The sequence below is a fragment of the Candidatus Competibacter phosphatis genome, from assembly GCF_012939995.1.
GTDB classification, from domain to species: Bacteria; Pseudomonadota; Gammaproteobacteria; order Competibacterales; family Competibacteraceae; genus Competibacter; species Competibacter phosphatis.
Window position 1 is genome coordinate 14,775 of sequence record NZ_SPMZ01000004.1, and the last position, 22,903, is coordinate 37,677.

Sequence of the window (22,903 nt, forward strand, 5' to 3'; positions counted from 1 at the left end):
CCCCATGATATTGCCACTATTATCAAACTGAGTTGAGCTGAGTTGAGAACACTACATACTGCGTACCCTAATTTGGAGGTAACCTCTATACCAAAAACACAGCTCCTGATTGAAAATATAACAAAAGCACTCAAATTTACCTACTAAAAGACAGCAAGTTCCTTATTAGGTTTCTTGAATGGCCACTCCGATTATCAGGCTCAGGCTCTATCAAAAAAAGAACTGATTGAAAATTTAAAAAGCCTTTACACAGATATTGGTTCTAGTGAGATTCTATACACTAAGAAGAAACCAGTGAATCGATGAAACAGTGCTACAGTTTCTATGAAAAGCATCGCGACTGATTACGAAAAAGATTTCCATGCCTGGACGCTTGAGAACGCTGAATTATTGCGGCAACGGCGTTTTGCGGAGATTGACGTGGATAATATCGCCGAGGAATTGGAAAACATGGGGCGTAGCGAACGGCATGAGTTAGCCAATCGTTTCGCCGTACTGCTTGCCCACTTGCTTAAATGGCGTTTCCAACCCGAGCGACGCGGCAACAGTTGGCGATACACGATCGAAGAACAACGGCGACGTATAGAACGTCTGCTAGATGAAAATCCCAGCTTAACCTCCAGACTAGAAACAGCTTTTGAAAATGCCTATGGCGACGCGATCCTGATCGCGGCGCGAGAAATGGACTGTGACAAGAATATCTTTCCAACTGCTTGCCCTTTCACACAAAAACAGGCGCTAAACAGTGATTATTGGCCTGATTGATCGAATCACTTCCAGAGCGCAAAGACCATTCATATGACCAAAAAACATCAAAAACCCGACTGGGTTCCCGAAAATGCCGGTGCGGAGTTCACCACTTCGGTGATGTCCGGGGTCGATGGCGGCCACGACGGCATTCCGGGCCAAGCCAGCGTGGCGGTGCCGCGTAAGCACACCCCGCGCCGCCGCCGGCTGACGGTGGATGAATACGTGGCCGGTGTCTTGGCCGGCGACCGCAATGTGCTGGGACAAACCATCACCCTGGTGGAAAGCAATTCCCAAGCGCACTTCGACATGGGGCAGGAAGTACTGCGGCAACTCATTCCTCACACCGGTAACTCGATTCGGATCGGCATTACCGGCGTCCCTGGCGCCGGCAAGAGCACATTCATCGAAGCGCTCGGCCTGCACCTGTGCGAACAGGGTCACAAAGTCGCGGTGTTGGCGGTGGACCCCAGCAGTACGGTGACGCGCGGCAGCATCCTCGGTGACAAAACGCGGATGGAGCTGCTCTCGCGCGACCTGCGCGCTTTCATCCGCCCTTCCCCATCCAGCGGCACGCTGGGCGGCGTGACCCGCAAGAGCCGCGAAACCATCCTGGTCTGCGAAGCCGCTGGTTTCGACGTGATCCTGGTGGAAACCGTCGGCGTCGGCCAGAGCGAAACCACGGTGCGCTCGATGGTCGATTTCTTCTTGCTGCTGATGATCGCCGGAGCCGGCGACGAGTTGCAGGGCATCAAAAAAGGCATCATGGAGTTGGCCGACGCTCTATTGGTCAACAAGGCCGACGGCGACAACAAGCTCCGCGCCAACGCCGCCCGCGCCGACTACAACCGAGCGTTGCACTATCTCGCCCCAGCCACCGAGGGCTGGTACACCAAGGCCTACACCTGTTCTTCCCTCAACGGCGAAGGTATCGACGCCATCTGGAAGGTGATCGGCGATTTCCGCCAACACGTCACCAAGAATGGCGCGTTCGAGAGACGCCGGCAACGACAAACCCTGGATTGGGTGTACTCAATGGTCGAGGAGCATTTGCGCGCCAGCTTTTTCAACCATGCTGGCGTGGGTGGCATTCGCAAGAAGATCGAGGAGGCCGTGCTCAACGGACATATACCGCCGACCGTGGCCGCCCAACAACTGATTCATAAATACGAAGGTCGTTAAACCCGGGAGAAATAACCATGTTACGAAGTCCCCGCGATTTCTTTAAACCCAAAGTCGTCGGTGCCCCCGAACCACTCCGCGAGATTCCGGTATTACCTTCGCGGATGATCCACTTCTTCGATCCCAGCAACCCCAAGATGGCGGTCAAGGTGCCAGACATCGCCAAGACTGTGGATATCATGCTCGGCAATCTGGAAGACGCCGTGCCGATCGACCGCAAGGAAGCCGCCCGCGAAGGGCTGGTGCAAATCGGCAAGAACGTGGATTTCGGCAACACCCAGTTCTGGACCCGCGTCAACAGCCTGGACAGCCCCTGGTTCCTCGACGATCTGATCCGGTTGGTCGGCGAGATCGGCGACAAGCTGGACGTGATCATGCTGCCCAAGATTCAGGGCGCCTGGGACATCCATTTCGCCGATCAACTGCTGGCGCAACTGGAAGCCAAATACGGCGTCAAGAAGCCGCTGATGATTCACGCCATCCTGGAAACCGCGCTGGGCGTGGCGAATGTGGACGAAATCGCCAATGCCAGCCCGCGCATGCAGGGCATGAGCCTCGGGCCCGCCGACTTGGCGGCGTCGCGGCGGATGAAGACCACCCGAGTCGGTGGCGGTCATCCCGATTATGTGGTGCGCACCGACCCCGATCCCGCCAATCCCGAAGCCCCACGCCCCACGGCGCAACAGGATTTGTGGCATTACACCATGGCCAAGATGGTGGACGCTTGCGCGAGTGTCGGCGCATTGCCGTTCTACGGGCCGTTCGGCGACATCGCCGACTTGACCGCCTGCGAAGACCAGTTCCGCAATGCCTATCTGATGGGTTGCGTCGGTGCCTGGAGCTTGCATCCCAACCAAATCGCCATCGCCAAGCGAGTATTCAGCCCGAAAGCGGACGAAGTCGCCTGGGCGAAGCGCGTGGTCGAAGCGATGCCCGACGGCAGCGGCGCGGTGATGATCGACGGCAAGATGCAGGACGACGCCACCTGGAAACAGTGCAAGGTCGTCCTTAACCTCGCCCAACTGATCGCCAGCCGCGATGCCGAGTACAAAGCCCTGTACGGATTCTAGTTCTTGCCAACCGTCCCGCTCCGCCATGGAGCGGGACAATCCCCCTTCTCGCCGCGACACTTCCCACCACGCCGCCTACTGGAGCAACCGCTCATGATGATCCAGCCGTTCTCCATCGCCCGTCTGCCCCGCATCGAATTCGGCGCTGGCGGCATAAAAAAAACTCCCTGGTCTAATCGTCCAATATGGCAACCGGGTATTGCTGGTCACCGGCCAGCGTGCGTTCCTGGATTCATCACATTGGCCGACGCTGCGGATGGCGCTTGAGAAAGCCGGCATCGGCTGGGAACAGGCGCGGGTCGCTGACGAACCCTCGCCGCAACTCGTGGACGAAACGGTTCGGCAATTCCACGGCGCGGGCATCGTGGCGGTTGTCGGCATCGGCGGTGGCAGCGTGCTGGACGCCGCCAAGGCGATCGCCGGTCTGCTGCCGAGCGGCGATTCGGTCATAGATTATCTGGAAGGAGTCGGACCGGAAAAAACCTATCACGGTCCCGCCACGCCGTTCATCGCCGTACCCACCACCGCCGGCACCGGCAGCGAAGCCACCAAGAACGCCGTGCTGAGCGTGCGCGGCCCCAACGGATTCAAGAAATCCTTCCGCCACGAATTGCTGGTGCCGGAATACGCCCTGCTCGACCCGGACCTGCTGGCCACCTGCCCCAAACCGCAGATTGCCGCCAATGCCATGGACGCCCTGACGCAACTCCTGGAATCCTATGTCTCGATCAAGGCCAATCCCTTCACCGACGCACTGGCGGAAAGTGGCTTAAAAGCGGTGCGCGACGGCTTGTTCGCGTGGTACGAGGCTGGAGAACATGCCGCCACCGGCCGCGCCCGCTTGGCGTATGCCGCTCTGCTATCGGGTGTTTGCCTGGCGCAGACCGGTCTAGGCTCGGTCCATGGCTTGGCCTCGCCACTGGGCGCATTCTTCCCGATCCCGCACGGCGTGGTTTGCGGTACCTTGGTCGGCGCCGCTACCCGCGTCAATCTGGCCGCGCTGCGGGAACGCGATCCCGGCAACCCGGCTTGGCGCAAGTACGCCCGAGCCGGCGATCTTTTGCACGGACGGCATTTCCCCAGTCCCGAAGAAGGGCATGCCGCGCTGCTGGCGTTGTTGGATGAATGGACCGAACGATTGACGCTATCCCGGTTAAATGCCTACGGGGTTCAGGAAAGCGATTTCGCGCATGTCGTCGCCCACTCGCGCGGCGGCAGCATGAAGACCAATCCGCTGGTGCTGAACGACACCGAAATTACCGAAATACTCGCGCGAAGGCTGTAATCCAGTGTCGGAATCGCCGATTTCCCGTCCGCCGACTCTTTGGCATTGGGTCGACCTTCGCATGGTTGCTCAGCGGAATGCATAAGGTTTGGAACGTGACTGTCCAAGAGGGTCTACCATGAAGAAACCTTCCGCCCACGACGACTCTCCTCTCTCCAAACCACCTGGCGCGCGTCCCGCAAGCAGCGTGATCGTCGACCGGGAAACGGTCGAACTGAAGCGACTGGAAAAAAGGATCGGAAAGATTCACCTGCGACAACGCCTCGGCATTGAGGCCGATCACGCCACCCAAGTTTTCGGGCACGGCCGGACCTTTTTCCACATCGAGAATTGGTACTCGATCCACAGCCTCATCCGTCTCGGCCTGCGCTGCCTGGGGCTGTACCGCCGAGGAATCCGCAACGCCACCGCCATCCAGATCCGCCACAACGAAGTCATCGTTCCCAACCTGCCGGACGCCCTGCACGATTTCACCCTGCTTCATCTCAGTGACCTGCACCTGGACATGGACAGTGGCTACCCCACCGCGCTGATCGAGCGCTTGCGGCAGGTGCGCTACGACGTCTGCGTCATGACCGGCGACTTCCGGGCCAAAACCCATGGTCCCCATGAGGCCGCCATCGAGGCACTGGCGCAGGTGCGGCCGCATCTGCGCGGCCCGATCTATGCCATTCTGGGCAACCACGATTCCATCCGCATGGTGCCTGGCATCGAGGCGCTGGGCATCGGCGTGCTGCTCAACGAATCGGCGATTCTGGAGCGCGGTGGCGCCTTCATCCACTTGGCCGGCATCGACGATCCACACTTCTTTCAGGTGGACAATTTCGAGAAGGCCGCCCAAAACATTCCCCCGGAGGCCATCGCCATTCTGTTGTCGCATTCGCCGGAACCCTACCGGCTGGCCGCCCACACCGGTTTCGATCTGATGCTGAGCGGACATACTCACGGCGGTCAAATCTGCCTGCCGGGTGGTGTCGCGCTGATGACCAACGCCGATTGCCCACGCCGATTCTGTCGCGGTGCCTGGCGCTACCACCACATGCAGGGCTATACCTCCTTGGGATCGGGGTCATCGGTGGTTGGCGTGCGCTTCAACTGCCCGCCGGAAATCACCCTGCACCACCTGCGGGCGCGCCCGGCTCAGTAGGGCCGCTTGCGGATGCCGAGCCAATACAGCAGCCGCGACAGCACCAGTTCCAGCACGATGAAACCGGCCACCATTCCGGCGATGACCGACCCGGTCAGCTCGAACAGACTGGACACCGCCAGTAATGGCAACCAGGCTTCCGGGATCTGATCCAAGCCGAAGGCCATGCTGCTGGAGGCCATGCCCAAGCGTCGCTTGACGAAGCTCGACAACAGATCGCCCAGCATCGCGGCCAGACCGATGACCACGCCAACCGCCGCTGGCAACTCGGACAACGCCGCCGCCAACCCAGTGACCAGCGGTGCCAGCACCACCCCCCGCCAGGTCTTCGCATCACCCAGCAGACGATGGCCATCCGCCAGCACCCGTCCACCGTCCAAGGGCTGAGCGCCCCAGGCGCCACAAACCGCCGTGGCGATGATCGGCGTGCCGTTCGCAACCAAAATCAGCAACAGCAATTGCAACTCGATCGATAGCATCGCAACAGGATCGATTAAGGAAGACACCACTAAGCGAACCCGCGGCAAGCGCAAGGACAAACCGAAGGATAACCCACTGGCGGGGATACGTATTCCGTGGGGTTCAAAAAAAAGCGGGCGATGGGTAAACCAGCGGCAAGATTCTCAGCCCGGCCGACGGTGGCCCCTACACGAACGAGGCCAGACCGAATGATGGCGGCAGAATATCGAAAGTCACCGGACGCCTTGCCTGAACCTTCCTCGCTCTCCACGTCTTGAAGAAGGCGCGGAGATACCGGAACCAAAAGCAAGAGCAGCATCTACTCCGCCGCTGGGCCAACTTCGGGTACTGGCAAGCCATGTTGCCGACAAGTGGCGGTCAGGGTATTCAGCAGCAGACAAGCGATGGTCATCGGACCGACCCCGCCCGGCACCGGCGTGATGGCGCCGGCCACCGCAACCGCCGAATCGAAGTCCACATCACCCACCAGCCGCCCCTTGCCATCCGGCGTGGGGATGCGATTGATACCGACATCGATCACGGTCGCGCCCGGCCTGATCCAGTCGCCCTTGACCATGTGCGCTCGGCCGGTCGCCGCGACCAGAACATCGGCTCGCCGGCACTCTTCGGCCAGATCGCGAGTGCGGGAATGGGCGATGGTCACCGTGCAATGTTCCCGCAGCAGCAGCGCCGCCATGGGTTTGCCGACAATGTTGGATCGCCCCAGCACCAAGGCCCGTTGACCCGCCAGTTCACCGGCAAAATGCTTCAGCATCATCAAACACCCCAGCGGCGTACACCGGCACCATCCCCGGCTCCCCCCACCGCCAACAGCCCCGCATTGAACGGATGAAATCCGTCCACATCCTTTTCCACGGCGATCGTCTCGATCACCGCCTCCGGGTCGATCTGCCTCGGCAGCGGCAGTTGCACCAGAATGCCGTTGACCGTCGGATCCCGGTTCAATTCGACGATGCGCGCCAGCAGCTCGGTCTGACTCGTGTCGGCCGGCAAACGGTACTCGAAGGAATTCATGCCCGCGTCCCGTGCCTGCAAGCCCTTGTTGCGGACATAAATCTGACTGGCGGGGTCTTCGCCCACCAATACCACCGCCAAGCCTGGAGTCAGGTCGTGGTCTGCCTTGAGTCGGGCGACCTGGGCGGCAATGCCGACGCGTAAACGGGTGGCGAAATGCTTGCCGTCGATGATAGTGGCCTTGGCCATGAGTTCCTCGCGATCCTCTGAATTTTTTGCCATGTTACTACAAACGCAACTGGCTCCGGCATGGCACGAAACGCGCGTCGAGGCTGGACCGGCGCCGTCCCCGGCAGTGAATTTCGAACCGGTAATATCGCACTTTCCATGCGTCCATCCCGATTGAAAACACCTTGCCTTGTCCGGCGCTTCACCGTATCTTTGCCGGCTTGTTTCAACACCTCCCCACAGGAGCGCAGCAGTCGTGTCGAGTCAGGACCAGCAAATCATGTTCGTGTTTCCGGGGCAAGGTTCCCAGTATGTCGGGATGGGCAGCGACCTGATCCGCGATTTTCCGGTGGCCCAACGGCTTTACCAGCAGGCCAACGATATCCTCGGTTACGACCTCCTCAAACTCTGCCTGGAGGGGCCAGAAGACGATCTGCGGCTGACCCGCCATACCCAACCCGCCCTGCTGGTCCACTCGCTGGCTTGCCTGGAAATCTTCCGCGAACTGACCGACAACCAAGTACAACCGGTCCTGACCGCCGGCCATAGCCTCGGCGAATATTGCGCCCTGGTCGCCGCCGGCACCCTGAGCTTCGAAACCGCCCTGGAGTTGGTGCGGAAACGGGGAGAGTTCATGGGTACTTACGGTGCCGGGGAAATGTTGGCCTTCCCATTGCACCTCGACAATATCCACCCATTGGCGGAGAAGCATTACTGCGTCATTTCCGCCCGCAACCTGCTCGACCAGACCGTGGTCGGCGGTCTCACCGACGATCTGGACCGACTGACCACCGAGGCCCACGCCCAATTCCCGCGCAAGCGACCGACCCGGTTGAAGACCGAAGGCGCCTTCCACACCTTCCATATGATCACCGCCGCCCTGCACTTCCGCCCGGTCCTGGACGCCGCCGAAATGAGCGCGCCGACCGTCCGCGTGCTGTCCAACTATACCGGCACCTATCACGATCCCGACCCCGCCGCCATCAAGACCCGGCTGTTCTTCCAACTGTTCCATCCGGTCCACTGGATCGACAACCTGGAAGCCGCCTTCCATGACGGTATCACCACGATCGTCGAATTCGGCGGTGGGCTGGGCACCGGCGCCGCGCCGGAGGACAAGCGCCCCAACCTGGAAAGCATGATCAAGAAAGCGCTGCGCGGCTCCGACTTCAGTGCCCACTACCACGCCGCCATCAACAGCCAGACCTTGCGGGAAACCGCAATGGCCCTGCAATCATGATGCACCGCGCCGCCGCCCACGCCCAACGTACCCGCCGCCTCCTCGGCCAGGAAGCGATGAAGCGCGTCCACCGCCGCAGCGAACTGATTCGGTACATCGCGGAGGATACCGTGGCCTCCACCCAACCGACACCCGACTCCGAACCGCTGACCAAGGACCGCAAAACCACCGAACCTCTGGTCTAACTGTGCCCCAGCGTGCTCCGCCCGCATTTTCCGGGGACAAAAGGATCACGCCGATGTCCATGACCTTTCGCAAAAGCCCATGGACGGCTATCGCGTTTATTCGGATTTCGGCTACCCTTAGGCAGAAGTTGAGAATGGTGGTCTGGTATAGGTGGGCGTTACCCTTTCCGCCCATCGTTTACCGCTCCGCTGAAATCATTGTTCCCCCGCACCTATAAATCCATAAGTCAGCCTGCTTCCCCGTATGCGGGCCAGTGGGGGAAAGTTTGTTGCTTGTCCGTTTGCCGACCAACTCGAACACCATGTGAGGTGAGGATCATGCTCTCCGAGAAACAGCTCGATATTTTGCGGGAACGCCGCGCCAAGGTCCTAGCGGGCGGTGGCGAGGACAAACTCCAGGAACGGCACGCCAAGGGATTGATGGGCGCCCGCGAGCGGCTGCTGGCCCTGTTCCAACCGGACACCTTCCAGGAAATCGCCACCCATGCCAAGCACGCCGCCAAGCACTTTGGCCTGGCCGACAAGGAACTCCCTTCCGACGGGGTGATCGTCGGTACCGGGTTCGTGGATGGCCGGCCGGTCGCGGCGTTCAGCCAGGACTTCACGGTGATGGGCGGCACGCTGGGGAAGATGCACGCCAAGAAGATCGTGCAATCCATGCAACTGGCCCTGAAAATCGGCGCTCCCGTGGTCGCCTTCAAGGATTCCGCCGGCGCCCGCATCCAGGAAGCGGTGGACGCACTGTCCGGTTACGGCGAGGTGTTCTACAACAACGTCCTGCTATCGGGCGTCGTGCCACAGATCGCCATCATCGCCGGCCCTTGCGCCGGCGGCGCGTCGTATTCGCCGGCGCTGATGGATTTCATCATCATGACCAAGCAGAACGCCTACATGTTCATCACCGGCCCGGAGGTGATCAAGGCGGTCACCGGCCGCACCACCAGCCTGGACGAGGTCGGCAGCGCCCAGATGCACGCCACGGTCAGCGGCAACGTCCACTTCGTCGCCGATGATGATCGCCATGCCATCCAGATCGCCAAGGCGTTGTTGAGCTACATGCCGTCTAACAATACCGAGGATCCACCGCATCAACCCTACCCTGACCTCGATCTGTCTTCGGACGAAGGCATCAACGACCTGATCCCCGATACGTCCTCGGAACCCATGGACGTGCAACCCATCATCAAGCGACTGGTCGATAACGGCCAATTCCTGGAAGTCCATGCGGGCTGGGCCGGTAACATCGTGGTGGGCTTCGCCCGCATTCAGGGTACCGTGGTCGGCATCCTCGCCAATCAGTCGCTGGTCAGGGCCGGAGCGATGGACATCGACGCTTCCGACAAGGGCGCCCGATTCATCCGTTTCTGCAATGCCTTCAACATCCCGCTGGTGACGCTGGTGGATGTGCCCGGCTTCCTGCCCGGCATCGAACAGGAGCGCGGCGGCATCATTCGCCATGGCGCCAAGATGCTCTACACCTACGCATCGGCCACCGTGCCCAAGATCACCATCATCCTGCGCAAGGCTTATGGCGGTTCCTACCTGGCCATGTGCGCCCAAGAGATGGGCGCCGATCTGGTATTTGCCTGGCCAACCGCCGAAATCGCGGTGATGGGCGCGGAAGGCGCGGTCAACATCCTCTACCGCGGCGAACTCAAGGCCGCCGAGGACCGCAAGGCCAAGGCAACCGAACTGGCGGCCGAATACCGGGCCAAGTTCGCCTCGCCCTATATGTCAGCCTCGCGCGGCTACATCACCGATGTGATCGAGCCCGCCGACACCCGGGCCACCATCGCCTTGTCGCTGCGCAAGTTGCTGAGCAAACGTGAATTGCGCCCGTCCAAGAAGCATGGTTGCATCCCGCTCTGAACCCTGTCCGACAACCGGCTCGGGCCGGTTCGGACCGCCACAACCCAACTTAACGGGAATCCACCGATGAAGACCTACACCACGATGGACGCCATTGGCGACATCTTCGTGATCTACGGCATCGTGATCGTCGTCTCGATGTTGGTCGCCGTGGTCATCCGCGGCATCGTCTGGGCACTGTCGCGCAGCCCGGCTCAGGAGGCACCCAAGGCGCCGGCCAAACCCGCGCCGGCCTTGCAACCGGCGGTTGTTGAGGGCGTGCCACAGGAACACCTGGCCGTGATTACCGCGACGATAGCCGCCATGCTCGGTGCCCACCGTATCGTACACATCGAAACGCCGGGACGCGGCTACAGTTGGACCGCCGAGGCGCGCACGGTCCATCACACGTCCCACACCCCGCACAAGCCCTGAATTCATCGTTTTTTTTCTTCCCTTGCGAGCGTACCCAAAATGGAAAAGAAATTTCGCATCACCGTCGAAGGCAAGCAGTACATCGTCGCGGTCGAGGACATCACCACCGGCGGCACTCAAGGTATTTATCCGGAACCGGGCAGCATGAACATTGCCCCGCAACCGGCGGCGCCAGTCCCCACCGCCCCCGCACCGGCGGCATCCGCCTCCCCGGCAGCGGCGGCGGCAGGCCCGGGCGACGAAGTCGCGCCGCTGGGCGGCGTCGTGCAGACGGTGCACGTCAGCGTCGGGCAGGTGGTCAACGAGGGCGATAAACTGATCTCGCTGGAAGCCATGAAGATGGTTACCCATGTGGTCGCCCAACGCGGCGGTAAGGTGACCAGCATCGCGGTCAAGCCGGGAGATCCGGTGGATGCGGGGCAGGTATTGCTGAGCATTGGCTAAGGCCGGGAGTGTTCCGTTATGGAATCCCTCAATGTACTTGATATCTTCCAGGGCATTAGCACCCTGGTTCAAGGCTTTTCCACCGACCCCAAGATCGCCTTCGGCCGTATCTTTCTGATGGCGTTGGGGGTTGTGTTGCTCTATCTGGGCCGCAAAGGGGTACTGGAAGCCCTGCTGATGATCCCGATGGGCTTGGGCATGGCCACCATTAATGCGGGGGTGATGTTCTTCTCCGCCTACGACCCGGCAACCGGCATGAACGTCGTCGCCGGCCAAGCGGCGCAGCAGATGCCCGGCACGCTGTTCGTCGCGCCGCTGGCCTCGGATACCACCGCGCTGGTGAACATCCTCCAGATCAACTGGCTGCAACCGATCTACACCTTCATGTTCAGCAACGGTCTGATCGCCTGCCTAGTGTTCATGGGCATCGGCTCCCTGCTGGACGTGGGCTTCGTGATGGCCCGTCCGTTCCAGAGCATGTTCGTCGCCCTGTTCGCGGAGCTGGGTACAGTCTTCGTGTTCCCGATCGCCGTGGCGCTGGGTCTGACGCCCGGTCAGGCGGCGGCAGTATCGACCATCGGCGGCGCCGACGGACCCATGGTGCTGTTTACTTCGCTGCAGTTGGCGCGGGATCTATTCGTGCCGATCACTGTGGTGGCCTATCTGTATCTGGGGCTGACCTACGGCGGGTATCCGTACCTGATCAAGCTGCTGATCCCCGAACGGCTACGTCGCCTGCCCATGCCGATGGAGAAGACCAAGCCGATCACGTCCAACCAAAAGCTGGTGTTCGCCGTGATCGCCTGCGTACTGCTCAGCCTGTTGTTTCCGGTCGCCTCGCCGCTGTTCCTGTCGCTGTTTATCGGCGTGGTGGTTCGTGAAAGCGAACTCACCTACTTCTTTGAACTGTTCTCGAACACGGTGTTGTACAGCGCGACATTCTTTCTGGGGCTGCTGCTGGGAGTTCTGTGCGAAGCCGGCACCATCCTGAATCCGGTGGTATTGAAACTGCTGGTGCTGGGCATTCTGGCACTGCTGATTTCCGGCATTGGCGGTATTCTGGGCGGTTATGCGATGTACTATCTGTCCGGTAAGAAGTACAACCCGGTGACCGGCATCGCCGGGGTGAGCTGCGTGCCCACCTGCGCCAAGGTAGCGCAGAAATCGGTCGGACCCGGTGTTGTCGTCCTGCCGCACGCGCTTGGCGCAAGCATCAGTGGCGTCATCACCAGCGCCATCTTCGCGGCGACCTTCATCGCCCTGCTGTTGCCGAAAGGTTGATTCCCAACCCGGCGGGCAGCCTGGATGCAGCCCGCCGCTTTCCATTTCCGGCTTCCCTCCGTCGCTCGATCATAGTGGCTACTCGAACGCTTCCTGCAGTAGCCGTTCCATGATTTCGCCCCAACGCTGCCTGGAACGCTGCTGCCAGAACCGGGCATCGGATCGGCAATCGAATTTCTGCTTGTAGATGGCCAGTGCCGTAACCAGCAACGCCAACACGAACGCCAAACCCGCATTCTGGAACCCGGCGAAAGGCAAGGCCAACCAAGTGAACACACTCAGTCCCGCAATCCATCCCCAGGGAATGAACAAGCAGTAATCGACCTCGAAGCGGTTTCCGTCACGGCGAACGGATACTTTCATCGGCCAATCGTCTTGTAGCAGATAAGCCCGTCGCCGCAAATCCAGCCGATCATCCCGTTCACTGGTAACCGTAAACCCCTTCAGCAGCAAGGCCGCGCGGAATTTTTTGAATCGCACGTCATCACCCCGCCCCGTCGCTCGGGTCACCCGACCTAAATGCCGAATGGTCAGTTCAATTGATTCCGCCTTCACGCGCGTTCAATCCACACTGATGACCACCTTGCCGGTGGACTTGCGCGCGACCACCCGATCCAGGGCGTCGGTCGCCCGATCCAGGGCATAGATCGCCGACACGTAAGGCTGGAGCGCTCCCTCCAGATACCACTGCAGAAGAATCTGGAAGCTTTCCGTCATCACTCGTGGGTTGAGCTCGGCGTAGGCCGGCCAATTGAGACCGATGACATCGACGTTCTTGACCAGCAAATGATTGGCGGGGATCTGCGGCACGGTGCCGCCGGCAAAACCAATGACCAGAATCCGTCCCTCGAAAGCAATGCTGCGCAGCGAGGCGGTGAACAACTCGCCGCCGACCGGATCGTACACCACATCCGCGCCACGGCCATCGGTCAGCTCCTTGATCCGCGCTCGTACGTCCTCGCGGCCGACATCGATCAAATGGTCCGCCCCGTGTTCGGCCGCCACCGCCAGTTTTTCAGTACCGCTGGCGGTGGCGATGACCGTCGCGCCCAGCCGCTTGCCGATGGCCACCGCTGTCAATCCCACCCCACCACCGGCACCATGCACCACCAGCGTCTCGCCGGCTTGCAAGCGCGCCCGATGCCACAACGCCATATGCGAGGTGCCGAACACCACTGGAAATGCCGCGCCATGCGCATCCGGCATCGCCGCCGGCATGGCCACGCAGCGGCTGGCGCTCGCCACCACCTGCTCGGCATAACCCCCATGAGGCGTCATGGCGATGACCCGGTCGCCGACCGCCAACCCTTCGACTCCGGCGCCCAACTCCAGCACCTCGCCCGCCACCTCGAAACCGGGGCTGAACGGCGGCTTTGGCTGCGCTTGATATTGGCCGCGGGTGATCAGACTATCGGCGAAATTGACCCCACAGGCCCGCACTCGTATCCGTACCTGACCGGAACCGGGACGCGGCTCCGGCACGTCCTCCAACCGCAGCGCGGCGGGTCCAGTCAATTCATGGCAAACAATGGCTTTCATGGTCGGCTCCCAAACCGTTCCAGAAAAAAAACGGGGGCGCCGACGCGCCCCCGTTTTTCGTCGGTTTACGCCCCGATGAGTTTACGGACCACGTCGGTCATGGAGATCACGCCGGTGGGCTGATCGTTTTCGGTGACCACCAAGCGATGCATGCGCCGACTGGTCATCAGGCTGACCGCCTCGCTCAAGAGCATTTCCGCATCGCAAGTGGCGCAACCGGGCGTCATGATGGCGCCGGCCAACAAGGCCCGCGCTTCCTCGGGACTGCGGCCCTGGCGGGCCAGCACCAGATCGGTTTGCGACACCACGCCGGTCGCCTTACCTCCATCCATGACCACCACGGCGTGGATCTCCTTGTCGATCATCAGCTTCGCCACCTGGGCGATGGTGTCGTCGGGCGCGCAGGCGATGATGCCGCGATGCATCAAGTCTTTCACTCTCGTGCCGTCGTCGGCGATGGTGATGGCTTCGGCCTCGGCGATGCTGGGCAGGGGTTCGGACATCGGGTAAGGATGCGGCGTGGTATGCACATCGCCCTTGGGCAGAGTGGGATGCACAATGGCGACCGGCGGTTGGCCGCTGGCGCCCTGGCCAAATTCAGTCGCGCCGACCAGCACCGCCATGTTGCCGTGAGGATGCTTGTTTTCGTACATCAGTTGATGAGCGACCGGGATTTCCTCGTAAGTGAAGGCCCGCGATAGGCAGGGATCGAGCAGGCCGCGCAGCGCCAGTTCGTTCATCTGATTGGATTGCTCGGTGTTGGCGAAGTGCGAGCCTTGCAACCGTTTTTGCCGCATCCACAGGTAGCGCAGATCGACCGTGGCGTTGTAACCGGTGGTGCCGGCGCAGACCACGACCATGCCGCCAGTTTCGCAGACGAAGATCGAGGTGGGAATGGTGGTTTCGCCCGGATGCTCGAACACCAGGTTGGGCGCCCGCTTTTCGCCCAGCACTTCCCAGATCTTGGCGCCGAAGGCTCGCACGCCTTTCATCCATTTGGCGTAACCGGCATTGTCCTTCCAGTGCGGCAACATGCCCCAGTGGTCGAATTCGTTGCGGTTGATGCAGCCTTTGGCGCCGAGCTTCATGCAGTAGTCGAATTTGTCTTCGCCGGAGACCATGGCCACCGAGGTCGCTCCAGCGGCTTTGACGATTTGAATGGCCATGGATCCCAGGCCACCGGCGCCGCCCCAGATCAAGGCGACATCCCCTTTCTTGATGGCGTTGGCGCCCCAGCCGTGCAGCATGCGCCAGGCGGTGGCCGCAACCAGGGTGTAGGATGCGGCTTCTTCCCAGTTCATGTGCTTGGGCTTGGGCATGCATTGCTGGGCCTGGACCTTGGTGAATTGGGCGAAGCTGCCCCAGTTGGTTTCGTAACCCCAGATGCGGAAGGTCGGCGAGTACATGGGATCACCGCCGCTCTTGACCCAAGCACAGTCGCGGCTGTATTGGCCGCAGTGCATCACGACTTCGTCGCCCACCTGGACGTTGGTCACGTCCTTACCGACTTTGTAGACGATGCCGGAGGCGTCGCTGCCGCCGATGTGGAAGTCTTCGGGTTCGCCGGCTTTGTTGCGGGCGCCGATGACGTTGACTGGAATACCGAGTCCGGCCCAGACGTTGTTGTAGTTGATGCCGGCCGCCATGACGTAGACCAGTACTTCGTCGTCGGCGATCGGCGGGACATTCACCACTTCCTGCTGGAACGCTTCGGTCGGCTTGCCAAACCGTTCCGCCCGGATCAGCCAGGCGTGCATCTTTTCGGGAATTTCACCCAAGGGAGGCATTTCACCTAAGTCGTATAGTTCTTTGGCCATGTTTGCTGTATTCCTCTCTGTTGGGGTTGTTTGTTCGAAGATCGAATCATCAGAAACCAGAAACCACTCGAACGCGCAAATCTTCATAAGCGGCGATCGGCGAGCGACGCGGCGAGTGGGTCAATTCCGTGAACAGGGCGCTTTCGCCACCCAGCAGACCGATGCCATGGCGGCCGAATTCTTCGCGCAAGTGCTTGACCAGCCATTCCGCCTGACAGCGCTGGCGGCGAGCGGTGAATTGTCCTCGCTCCAGTAGCCAGCGCCGGTGCCCGTCCAGGGCGTCGGCCAGTGATTCGATGCCACTGCCCAATGCGGCGCTGGCCGATAAAGCCGGCGCCTGCCAGCCTTCGGCATCGGTTCGTCGTCCCAGCGTGGTTTTCAATTCGGATAAGGTTTTGCGCGCGGCCATGCCGATGTCTTCCTTGTTGACCACGATCACATGCGGCACTTCCATGATGCCGGCCTTGAGAAACTGAATGCTGTCGCCGGAAGCCGGCTGGGCGACGAAGCAGGTGGTGTCGGTCATCTTGGACACGTCGATCTCTTTCTGCCCGACCCCCACCGTCTCCACCAGCACGATATCGAACGCCGCCAGCATCGCCAGACTCATCGGCCAAACCTCGGCGCTGAGGCCACCAAACTCGCCGCGACAGGCCAGCGAACGGATGAACACCTCGCGGTCGGCGCCGCTGGCGTGCATCCGCAGCCGATCGCCCAACAGCGCGCCGCCGCTGATCGGGCTGGATGGGTCCACCGCCAGGATGGCGACCTTCAAGCCGCGTCGCCGCCAGACCTGGATCAGGGCGGCGGTCAGCGAGGATTTACCTGCGCCCGGCGGACCGGTGATACCGATCAGATGGCCACCGGTATCCAGCTTCTCCGCAGGCAGTGCGTCCAGAAAAGCCGCCGCGCACTGGCGAGCCGCCGGCCGCCGGTCGTCCAGTAGATTCAATGCCTGGGCCAACGCCAACCGGTCTCGGGCGCTGACCGCAGATGCCAACGCCGTTGGGTCGGGAAGCGCCGGGATCATGCCACCGTGACCGGTCGCAGGTCGTGGTTTTTACGGATCAGGTTGAGAATATCCACCATGATGCCATTCATATCGATATCCTTGGGCGTGTAGACCGCCGAGATACCGCGCTCTTTCAGCAGCTTAGCATCGCTCTCGGGAATAATGCCGCCGATCACCACCGGCAGATTCTTCAACCCGACCTCGCTCAACCGGTTGAAGACGTCCTCCACCATCTCCACATGGCTGCCGGACAGTACCGACAGGCCGATCAGATGCACGCCCTCTTCCAGCGCTGCCTTGGCGATTTGTTCGGGAGTCAGGCGGATGCCTTCGTAGACGATCTCGAAGCCAACATCGCGGCCCTTGACGGCAATCTGTTCCGCCCCATTGCTGTGACCGTCCAGACCCGGCTTGCCGATCAGCAGACGTAGCGGCCGGCCCAGTTCATTGCCGGTTTTTGTGACCTCGGTGCGAATCGCCACCGCTTTCGCCCCTCGGCTGTCGTCGTTGGCCGGAATGTCGATGCCGGTGGGGGCGCGATATTCGCCGAAGATGTCGCGCAGAGTCTGCGACCATTCGCCGGTGGTGACACCGGCATGAGCGCATAGAATGGATGCCGGCATGATATTGGAACCGCCGCGCGCGGTCTCGGCCAGATTGGCCAGCGCCGCCTTGACATCGGTATCGTTGCGCTGGGCACGGAAGGCATTGAGCCGTTCGATCTGTTCGCGCTCGGCGCGCGGATCGACTTTCATGATGCCGCTGTCAACACCGCCGGTCAGCGGCGACACCTCGGTTTCCTGGTAGCAATTCAGACCGATGATCTTCAGATCCCCACGCTCGATGGCGCGCATCCGCTCGGTGTGACTGGTGACCAATTGCCGCTTGACGTAGCCGGATTCGATCGCTTGCACCATCCCGCCCTGCTCTTGAACCCGAGCCATTTCCGCTGTCGCGCCATCGACCAGCGCCTTGACCTTGGCGGCGATGACGGGCGAGCCGTCGAAAATGTCGCCGTATTCCAGCAAGTCGGTTTCGAAAGCCAAGACCTGCTGCATCCGCAACGCCCATTGTTGATCCCACGGACGCGGCAGACCCAACGCCTCGTTCCAGGCCGGGAGTTGGATGGCACGAGCGCGGGCTTTCTTGGACAGGCTGACGCCGAGCATTTCCAGCACGATGCGCTGGACGTTATTTTCCGGCTGCGCTTCGGTCAGGCCCAGCGAATTGACCTGCACGCCATAACGGAAGCGGCGCATGTCCTCGCTCTGTACGCCATAGCGTTCCTGGGTCAGTTGGTCCCACATCTCGCCGAACGCCCGCATTTTGCAGGTTTCCTCAATAAAGCGGATGCCGGCATTGACGAAGAAGGAAATACGCCCGACCACCTGCTCAAAGCCTTCCGCGCCGATCTGGCCGGAATCGCGAACCGCGTCGAGGATGGCAATGGACGTGGACAGGGCGTAGGCCAGTTCCTGGGTCGGGGTCGCGCCGGCTTCCTGCAAGTGGTAGCTACAGATGTTAGTCGGATTCCATTTGGGGATGTTCTTGACCGTGTAGGCGATGATGTCGGTGATCAATCGCACCGAAGGTTGCGGCGGGAAGATGTAGGTACCGCGCGATAGGTATTCCTTGAGGATGTCGTTTTGAGTGGTGCCCTGCAATTGCGCCGGCGTTGCGCCCTGCCGCTCGGCTACCGCGACGTACAACGACAGCAGCCAAGCGGCGGTGGCGTTGATGGTCATGGAGGTGTTCATCTGACCGAGCGGGATCTGGTCGAACAACGCTTCCATGTCGCCGATATTGCAGATCGGTACGCCGACCTTGCCGACTTCGCCGCGCGCCAGCGGATGATCGGCGTCGTAGCCGGTTTGGGTCGGCAGGTCGAAAGCGACCGACAGGCCGGTTTGGCCCTTGCTGAGGTTGGTGCGGTACAACTCGTTGGATGCCTTGGCGGAAGAATGGCCGGAGTAGGTCCGCATCAGCCAGGGTTTGTCGCGTTTGATTGGGGTGGACATCGGGCACCTCGTGGGAGTTGTTGTAGGGGCAAACGTTCTTGACTTCCCTGTTATTCTTTGAGAGCAAATTTTATTACTGGTCTATTAATCTGAATCTTTTAAATTTTCCAAATCATCGATATCCTTCAATCTTCCACTCACCTTTTTATTCCTTCTCAAATCCTCAATGCCTATCACATCTAAAGTTATCTCGTCGTGTAAAAACCACCATTTTATTTTTTGTAACAATCTTTGAACCTAACTCCATCAATTGTTGTGAGGATATCTATACGAAATGGTGGATAGCCCATTTGTATGACATTACCTGATTTAGTGAAATCCTCTTCTGTTAAGCCGAAGGAATCAAAACCAAATTCAGTCAGCACAGCGACCATTTTGCGGGCATTTTGTCGAGTTGCATTGATCCATATATCCAAATCACCGGTATACCGAGGATAACCATGAATTCCCACCGCATAACCACCGACAATAAGATACTCAACCTCTTTTTTGTTTAATAACTCGACAAACTCTTTGAAGTCTTGGCTCAACATCTTTTTCTAAATTCGATATATTGATTACGAAGGATTTCTATAGCATCTATACGTTCATTTACCGGCCTTGAAATCCAATACTCGTAATCATTAGGCTGTTCATGCAATGATACAATTTTTGAGCATCTTTTTCCATGATCCAAATCACCTACCAATCAACTAAGAATGGCGTTGTTGCATAATTCGATAAGATATTGATTATAAAGCAATATATAAAAAGATCAAAAAAAATAATCATATTCATTTCATATAAATCAATATGTTATAGTTGAATTATGCAACAACGCCACTAAGAACCCCTCGCCACAATTCAGGAGAGGGGTTCTTCCTCACCTCACACCGGCCGTCGCTTAATCAGCAACCGCCGTTCGATCTCAAAAAATCTTGCTGCTGATCTTCTCCTTGCTCAGCTTCTGCTTATCGTTCTCCTTGATGAACAGATCCGCGCCATGGGTTTCCAACGCGGCAGCGGCGCTGATGTTCTTCACGCCAATGAACTGGAAGGTGACGATGCCGGCGGCATCGTTATTGGCTAAGGTCTCGGTCGCCACCACCCGCGACAGCGCCGCCACCGTGTCGCCGGACACCGCCGGTTGGGTGTGATAGCCCTCGGTGAAGCCCAGCTCCCACAGCGCGTTTTCGCTGACATCTCGACTGGCCAAACCTTCCAGCCAAGCGAACACCAAGCCGCCGTACACAATCGGCTCGCCACTCATCTTGCCCGACAAGCCGGTGCTGTACACCCGATCGAAATGCAACGGATGGGTGTTACCGACCAGATAGGTCCAGGCCATGTGCTCGTCGGTGATGGTGCGGCCGTTGGCATGGATGATCAGATCGCCGAGGGAGAAGTCCTCGAAATAAGTATTAGGGCCAGTCAACTGACTGGGATAGCCGCCCGCGTTGATCGGCAGATCCACCACCGGATGCTCCACCCACGGGAATTCGACCGGCGTGGTCGGCGCCGGCGTGGTCGGCAGGCGGTCGCCGCGATAACCAACCATGATCTTGCGCTCGTATTGCAACACCACCTGATTGTGCTGATTCACGCCCAAGGTGCGAATCAACACGATACCCGGCTTGTCTTCGCCGCGCGCCTTGCGGTCCATGACCTTGGTATAACCGCGCAGGGTGTCGCCCGGATAGACCGGCCGCAGGAATTGCACGTTGTAATAACCGAGATTGGCGATGGCTTTCTCGGAGTCGTTATGCACACCCAGCGACAACACCACGTTGAATACCATCTGCGGACTGGCCGGCAGATCCTGGAAACCGTGTGCCCTGGCGTATTCCAGGTTCAGATACAGTGGATTGCACTGCATGAACACTCGGGCGAAATCCAACATCGGCCCACGTTCGAAGGTATAGCCGCGCGGATGGACGAACACCTGCCCCGGCACGAATTCATCCAGATAACGCCCGTATTGCGGCCGGCGCACCCATTCCAGGTTGACCGCCACCGACCCCGCCACTTCCGCCTGTTCGCTCAGTCGCATCGAGAAACTCATGGCTCAAACCTCCACTTCCGCCTTGGCCTTGGCATTGTCCACCAGCGAACGGGCAATGACCTTCAAGGCCAGGGTTTCTTCGGCACCTTCGAAGATCGACAGCACCCGCGCATCGATGAAATAGCGACTGACCGGCATTTCCTCGGCGTAACCCATGCCACCGTGAATCTGCAAGGCCTCGCGGGTTACCCATTCGGCGGTCTTGCAGGTGAAGAACTTGACCATGCTGGCTTCCATGTCACCCTTGCCTTGATCCATCAACCGGCCCACCGAATAGGTGAATTGACGGCTCACGGCCAGATAAGTCGCCATCCGCGCCAGTTTGACCTGCGTCAATTGGTAGTCACCGATGGGATAACCGAAGACCACCCGTTCCTGGGCGTAACTCAGCGCCCGTTCGTAGGCCGCCTGCATGACGCCTATCGCCCGAGCGGCGGTTTGAATGCGGCCGCCGGAAAAACCGGCCATGGTGAAATAGAAGCCCTTGCCTTCGCCTTTCGGCCCACCCAGCATGTTTTCGTCCGGGACGAAGACATTGTCGAAGAACAGGTCGAAGGAGTGCATCCCGCGATAGCCGATGGTGGAAATCGCCTTGCCGCCCAACTTGCCGCCGCCTTCCTGCGTGAACTCGAAGGCGTGACCGGAATAGCTCGGCTTCTCCAGCAGGAACATCGACAGGCCGCGATGGCCAACGGAAATATCGGGGTTGGTGCGGGCCAGAATCAGCAGCACCCCCGCCTTACCGCCGAAGGTGCACCACGTCTTGGCGCCATTCAGCAGCCAGCCGCCCTCGGTCTTGGTGGCCTTCAGCCGCATGTTGGCCACGTCGGAACCGTAGTTGGGTTCGGTCACCGCCACCGCGCACAGCAGATCGCCGGATGCCAGTTGCGGCAGCCATTTCTCTTTCTGCTCCTCGGTGCCACCCTTGAGCAACGCCTTGGACAGGATCTCGGGCCGGGTAATCAGGCTACCGGCGGCGCCCAGCGAACCGCGAGTCAGCTCCTCGGTCACCACGATCATGCCCAGATTGTCTTCGTGCTCGTCGCTCTGAATGCCGCCGAAGCGCTCTGGAATGGAAATGCCAAAGCAACCCATTTCCCGGACCTGATCGAGAATGGTGTCGGGAATGTCGAGATCGTGGCGGTGGATCTCCTCCGCCAGCGGCATCACCACTTCCTCGGCCACCCGGCGGAAGGTGTCGCGCATCATCTCGTGATGATCGTCCAACAGATAGGCGCCGGTCACGCCATCCTGGCTGCGTACCCGCTGCCCCAGGTCGGCGAGCGTGGCCGCCGGCAGTTGCGCCACACAGAACCCCCGCACCGCCGGATGATCCACGGTGGCGCTCAGCCAGTTGTCGTTCAGGCCGAAATCGGCCGGGCGAGCGCTCAAACGGTTGCGGACCCCCTGTAAAGCCTCGGCGGTGAACAGCAACGCGAACCGCTCTTCCAGGATCGCCTCGCTAGTCGAACCGCCACCGGCCGCGCGCGCGCGCGCGGCGTAATCGAGCATGAAGCGGGCACCGGTCACTTCCGCGCAGGACAACGCCAAGTCGTAGCTCGCCAATTGGTGTTGGTCGAGCAGCGCGGCGGATACCTTGCCATCGGCTTTCTGGGTCCGTTCCTTGAGATCCGCCAACGCGAAGTCGAGCGCTTTCTGGACGGCGTTCAGCGCCAGGACGGCCTGCTGCAACTGCTCTGCCGGATTCTGGATCGGTGCGGACATGGGTTTACCTCATCTGGTGACGGTTATTCGCGAAAACCATAAATTTAGTAAGTTCTAACCGCGAAGTGTAAGGGAAAATCGCTTGGAGCACACGACCTGAACCGGCACAGCGGCAAAAAATCCCGGCGGAAATCGGCCGCTTGCATTCCGAAAACGACCGTCGTGAACCGTCTTGCCGGTTCTGGCGAGAGTGGATCGGCTCACTGGCGATTATCCCTTATAATC

General features: G+C 60.1%; 18 protein-coding genes and 4 pseudogenes. 11 read left to right on the plus strand and 11 right to left on the minus strand.

The window, feature by feature from the left end:
* Positions 1 to 324: 324 nt before the first annotated feature.
* The 5 genes and pseudogenes from E4P82_RS00965 to E4P82_RS00985 all read left to right on the plus strand — a co-directional run bounded on the left by E4P82_RS00965 (position 325) and on the right by E4P82_RS00985 (position 5,431).
* Complete coding sequence (locus tag E4P82_RS00965) at positions 325 to 765, plus strand: DUF29 domain-containing protein (RefSeq protein WP_169247155.1); 441 nt, start codon at positions 325 to 327, stop codon at positions 763 to 765.
* A 33-nt stretch (positions 766 to 798) separates the two neighbouring features.
* Positions 799 to 1,929 carry a methylmalonyl Co-A mutase-associated GTPase MeaB gene (gene meaB / locus E4P82_RS00970; RefSeq protein WP_169247156.1) on the plus strand — a complete coding sequence of 377 codons (1,131 nt, stop codon included), beginning with the start codon at positions 799 to 801 and terminating at the stop codon, positions 1,927 to 1,929.
* A 17-nt stretch (positions 1,930 to 1,946) separates the two neighbouring features.
* Entirely contained in the window at positions 1,947 to 2,999 is a 1,053-nt protein-coding gene (locus tag E4P82_RS00975; protein ID WP_169247157.1) for an HpcH/HpaI aldolase/citrate lyase family protein, read from the plus strand.
* A gap of 93 nt (positions 3,000 to 3,092) precedes the next feature.
* Positions 3,093 to 4,284, plus strand: a pseudogene (locus E4P82_RS00980) (iron-containing alcohol dehydrogenase).
* 118 nt (positions 4,285 to 4,402) lie between these two features.
* The gene (locus tag E4P82_RS00985; protein ID WP_169247158.1) at positions 4,403 to 5,431 is read left to right on the plus strand and encodes a metallophosphoesterase; all 1,029 of its coding nucleotides are present in this window, start codon (positions 4,403 to 4,405) and stop codon (positions 5,429 to 5,431) included.
* Here E4P82_RS00985 and E4P82_RS00990 read toward each other — a convergent pair.
* Both E4P82_RS00990 and E4P82_RS00995 read right to left on the minus strand, forming a co-directional pair.
* On the minus strand, positions 5,425 to 5,910 hold the full coding sequence (locus E4P82_RS00990) for a CDP-archaeol synthase (protein WP_169247159.1): 486 nt from the start codon (positions 5,908 to 5,910) through the stop codon (positions 5,425 to 5,427). The two genes, E4P82_RS00985 and E4P82_RS00990, sit on opposite strands and share 7 nt — an antisense overlap.
* A 299-nt stretch (positions 5,911 to 6,209) precedes the next feature.
* Positions 6,210 to 7,114 (minus strand): annotated as a pseudogene (locus tag E4P82_RS00995) (bifunctional methylenetetrahydrofolate dehydrogenase/methenyltetrahydrofolate cyclohydrolase).
* 235 nt (positions 7,115 to 7,349) lie between these two features.
* Here E4P82_RS00995 and E4P82_RS01000 point away from each other — a divergent pair.
* From E4P82_RS01000 to E4P82_RS01025, 6 genes are all read left to right on the plus strand, one after another.
* The gene (locus E4P82_RS01000) at positions 7,350 to 8,333 is read left to right on the plus strand and encodes an ACP S-malonyltransferase (RefSeq protein ID WP_169247160.1); all 984 of its coding nucleotides are present in this window, start codon (positions 7,350 to 7,352) and stop codon (positions 8,331 to 8,333) included.
* A complete protein-coding gene (locus E4P82_RS01005) occupies positions 8,330 to 8,518 on the plus strand; it encodes a hypothetical protein (protein ID WP_169247161.1) in 189 nt (62 codons plus the stop codon). The genes E4P82_RS01000 and E4P82_RS01005 overlap by 4 nt, the downstream gene beginning before the upstream one ends.
* Before the next feature lie 318 nt (positions 8,519 to 8,836).
* Entirely contained in the window at positions 8,837 to 10,387 is a 1,551-nt protein-coding gene (locus E4P82_RS01010; protein ID WP_211202985.1) for an acyl-CoA carboxylase subunit beta, read from the plus strand.
* A gap of 66 nt (positions 10,388 to 10,453) precedes the next feature.
* Complete coding sequence (locus tag E4P82_RS01015) at positions 10,454 to 10,801, plus strand: OadG family transporter subunit (RefSeq protein WP_169247162.1); 348 nt, start codon at positions 10,454 to 10,456, stop codon at positions 10,799 to 10,801.
* 39 nt (positions 10,802 to 10,840) lie between these two features.
* On the plus strand, positions 10,841 to 11,245 hold the full coding sequence (locus E4P82_RS01020; RefSeq protein WP_169247163.1) for a biotin/lipoyl-containing protein: 405 nt from the start codon (positions 10,841 to 10,843) through the stop codon (positions 11,243 to 11,245).
* An 18-nt stretch (positions 11,246 to 11,263) separates the two neighbouring features.
* Positions 11,264 to 12,526, plus strand: a complete 1,263-nt coding sequence (locus E4P82_RS01025; protein WP_169247164.1) for a sodium ion-translocating decarboxylase subunit beta — start codon at positions 11,264 to 11,266, stop codon at positions 12,524 to 12,526.
* A gap of 78 nt (positions 12,527 to 12,604) precedes the next feature.
* Here E4P82_RS01025 and E4P82_RS01030 read toward each other — a convergent pair whose 3' ends face one another.
* The 9 genes and pseudogenes from E4P82_RS01030 to E4P82_RS01065 form a co-directional block, all read right to left on the minus strand.
* Positions 12,605 to 13,006: a hypothetical protein gene (locus E4P82_RS01030; protein WP_169247165.1), complete on the minus strand. Its 402-nt coding sequence runs from the start codon at positions 13,004 to 13,006 to the stop codon at positions 12,605 to 12,607.
* An 81-nt stretch (positions 13,007 to 13,087) separates the two neighbouring features.
* Positions 13,088 to 14,065 (minus strand): NADPH:quinone oxidoreductase family protein, encoded by a 978-nt coding sequence (locus E4P82_RS01035; protein ID WP_169247166.1) that lies wholly within the window; start codon positions 14,063 to 14,065, stop codon positions 13,088 to 13,090.
* A gap of 65 nt (positions 14,066 to 14,130) precedes the next feature.
* Positions 14,131 to 14,568 (minus strand): CBS domain-containing protein, encoded by a 438-nt coding sequence (locus E4P82_RS21630; protein ID WP_312913790.1) that lies wholly within the window; start codon positions 14,566 to 14,568, stop codon positions 14,131 to 14,133.
* 81 nt (positions 14,569 to 14,649) lie between these two features.
* Positions 14,650 to 15,882: pseudogene (gene ccrA, locus E4P82_RS01040) on the minus strand (crotonyl-CoA carboxylase/reductase); the annotation flags it as partial.
* Between the two features lie 49 nt (positions 15,883 to 15,931).
* Positions 15,932 to 16,912: a methylmalonyl Co-A mutase-associated GTPase MeaB gene (gene meaB / locus E4P82_RS01045; protein ID WP_169247168.1), complete on the minus strand. Its 981-nt coding sequence runs from the start codon at positions 16,910 to 16,912 to the stop codon at positions 15,932 to 15,934.
* Positions 16,909 to 18,912: a protein meaA gene (locus E4P82_RS01050; protein WP_169247169.1), complete on the minus strand. Its 2,004-nt coding sequence runs from the start codon at positions 18,910 to 18,912 to the stop codon at positions 16,909 to 16,911. Before E4P82_RS01050 ends, meaB (E4P82_RS01045) begins: the two co-directional genes overlap by 4 nt.
* Before the next feature lie 212 nt (positions 18,913 to 19,124).
* Positions 19,125 to 19,445 carry a hypothetical protein gene (locus E4P82_RS01055; RefSeq protein ID WP_246327281.1) on the minus strand — a complete coding sequence of 107 codons (321 nt, stop codon included), beginning with the start codon at positions 19,443 to 19,445 and terminating at the stop codon, positions 19,125 to 19,127.
* 334 nt (positions 19,446 to 19,779) lie between these two features.
* Positions 19,780 to 20,941 (minus strand): annotated as a pseudogene (locus tag E4P82_RS01060) (MaoC family dehydratase).
* 15 nt (positions 20,942 to 20,956) lie between these two features.
* A complete protein-coding gene (locus tag E4P82_RS01065) occupies positions 20,957 to 22,678 on the minus strand; it encodes an acyl-CoA dehydrogenase family protein (RefSeq protein WP_169247170.1) in 1,722 nt (573 codons plus the stop codon).
* Between the last annotated feature and the right edge of the window lie 225 nt (positions 22,679 to 22,903).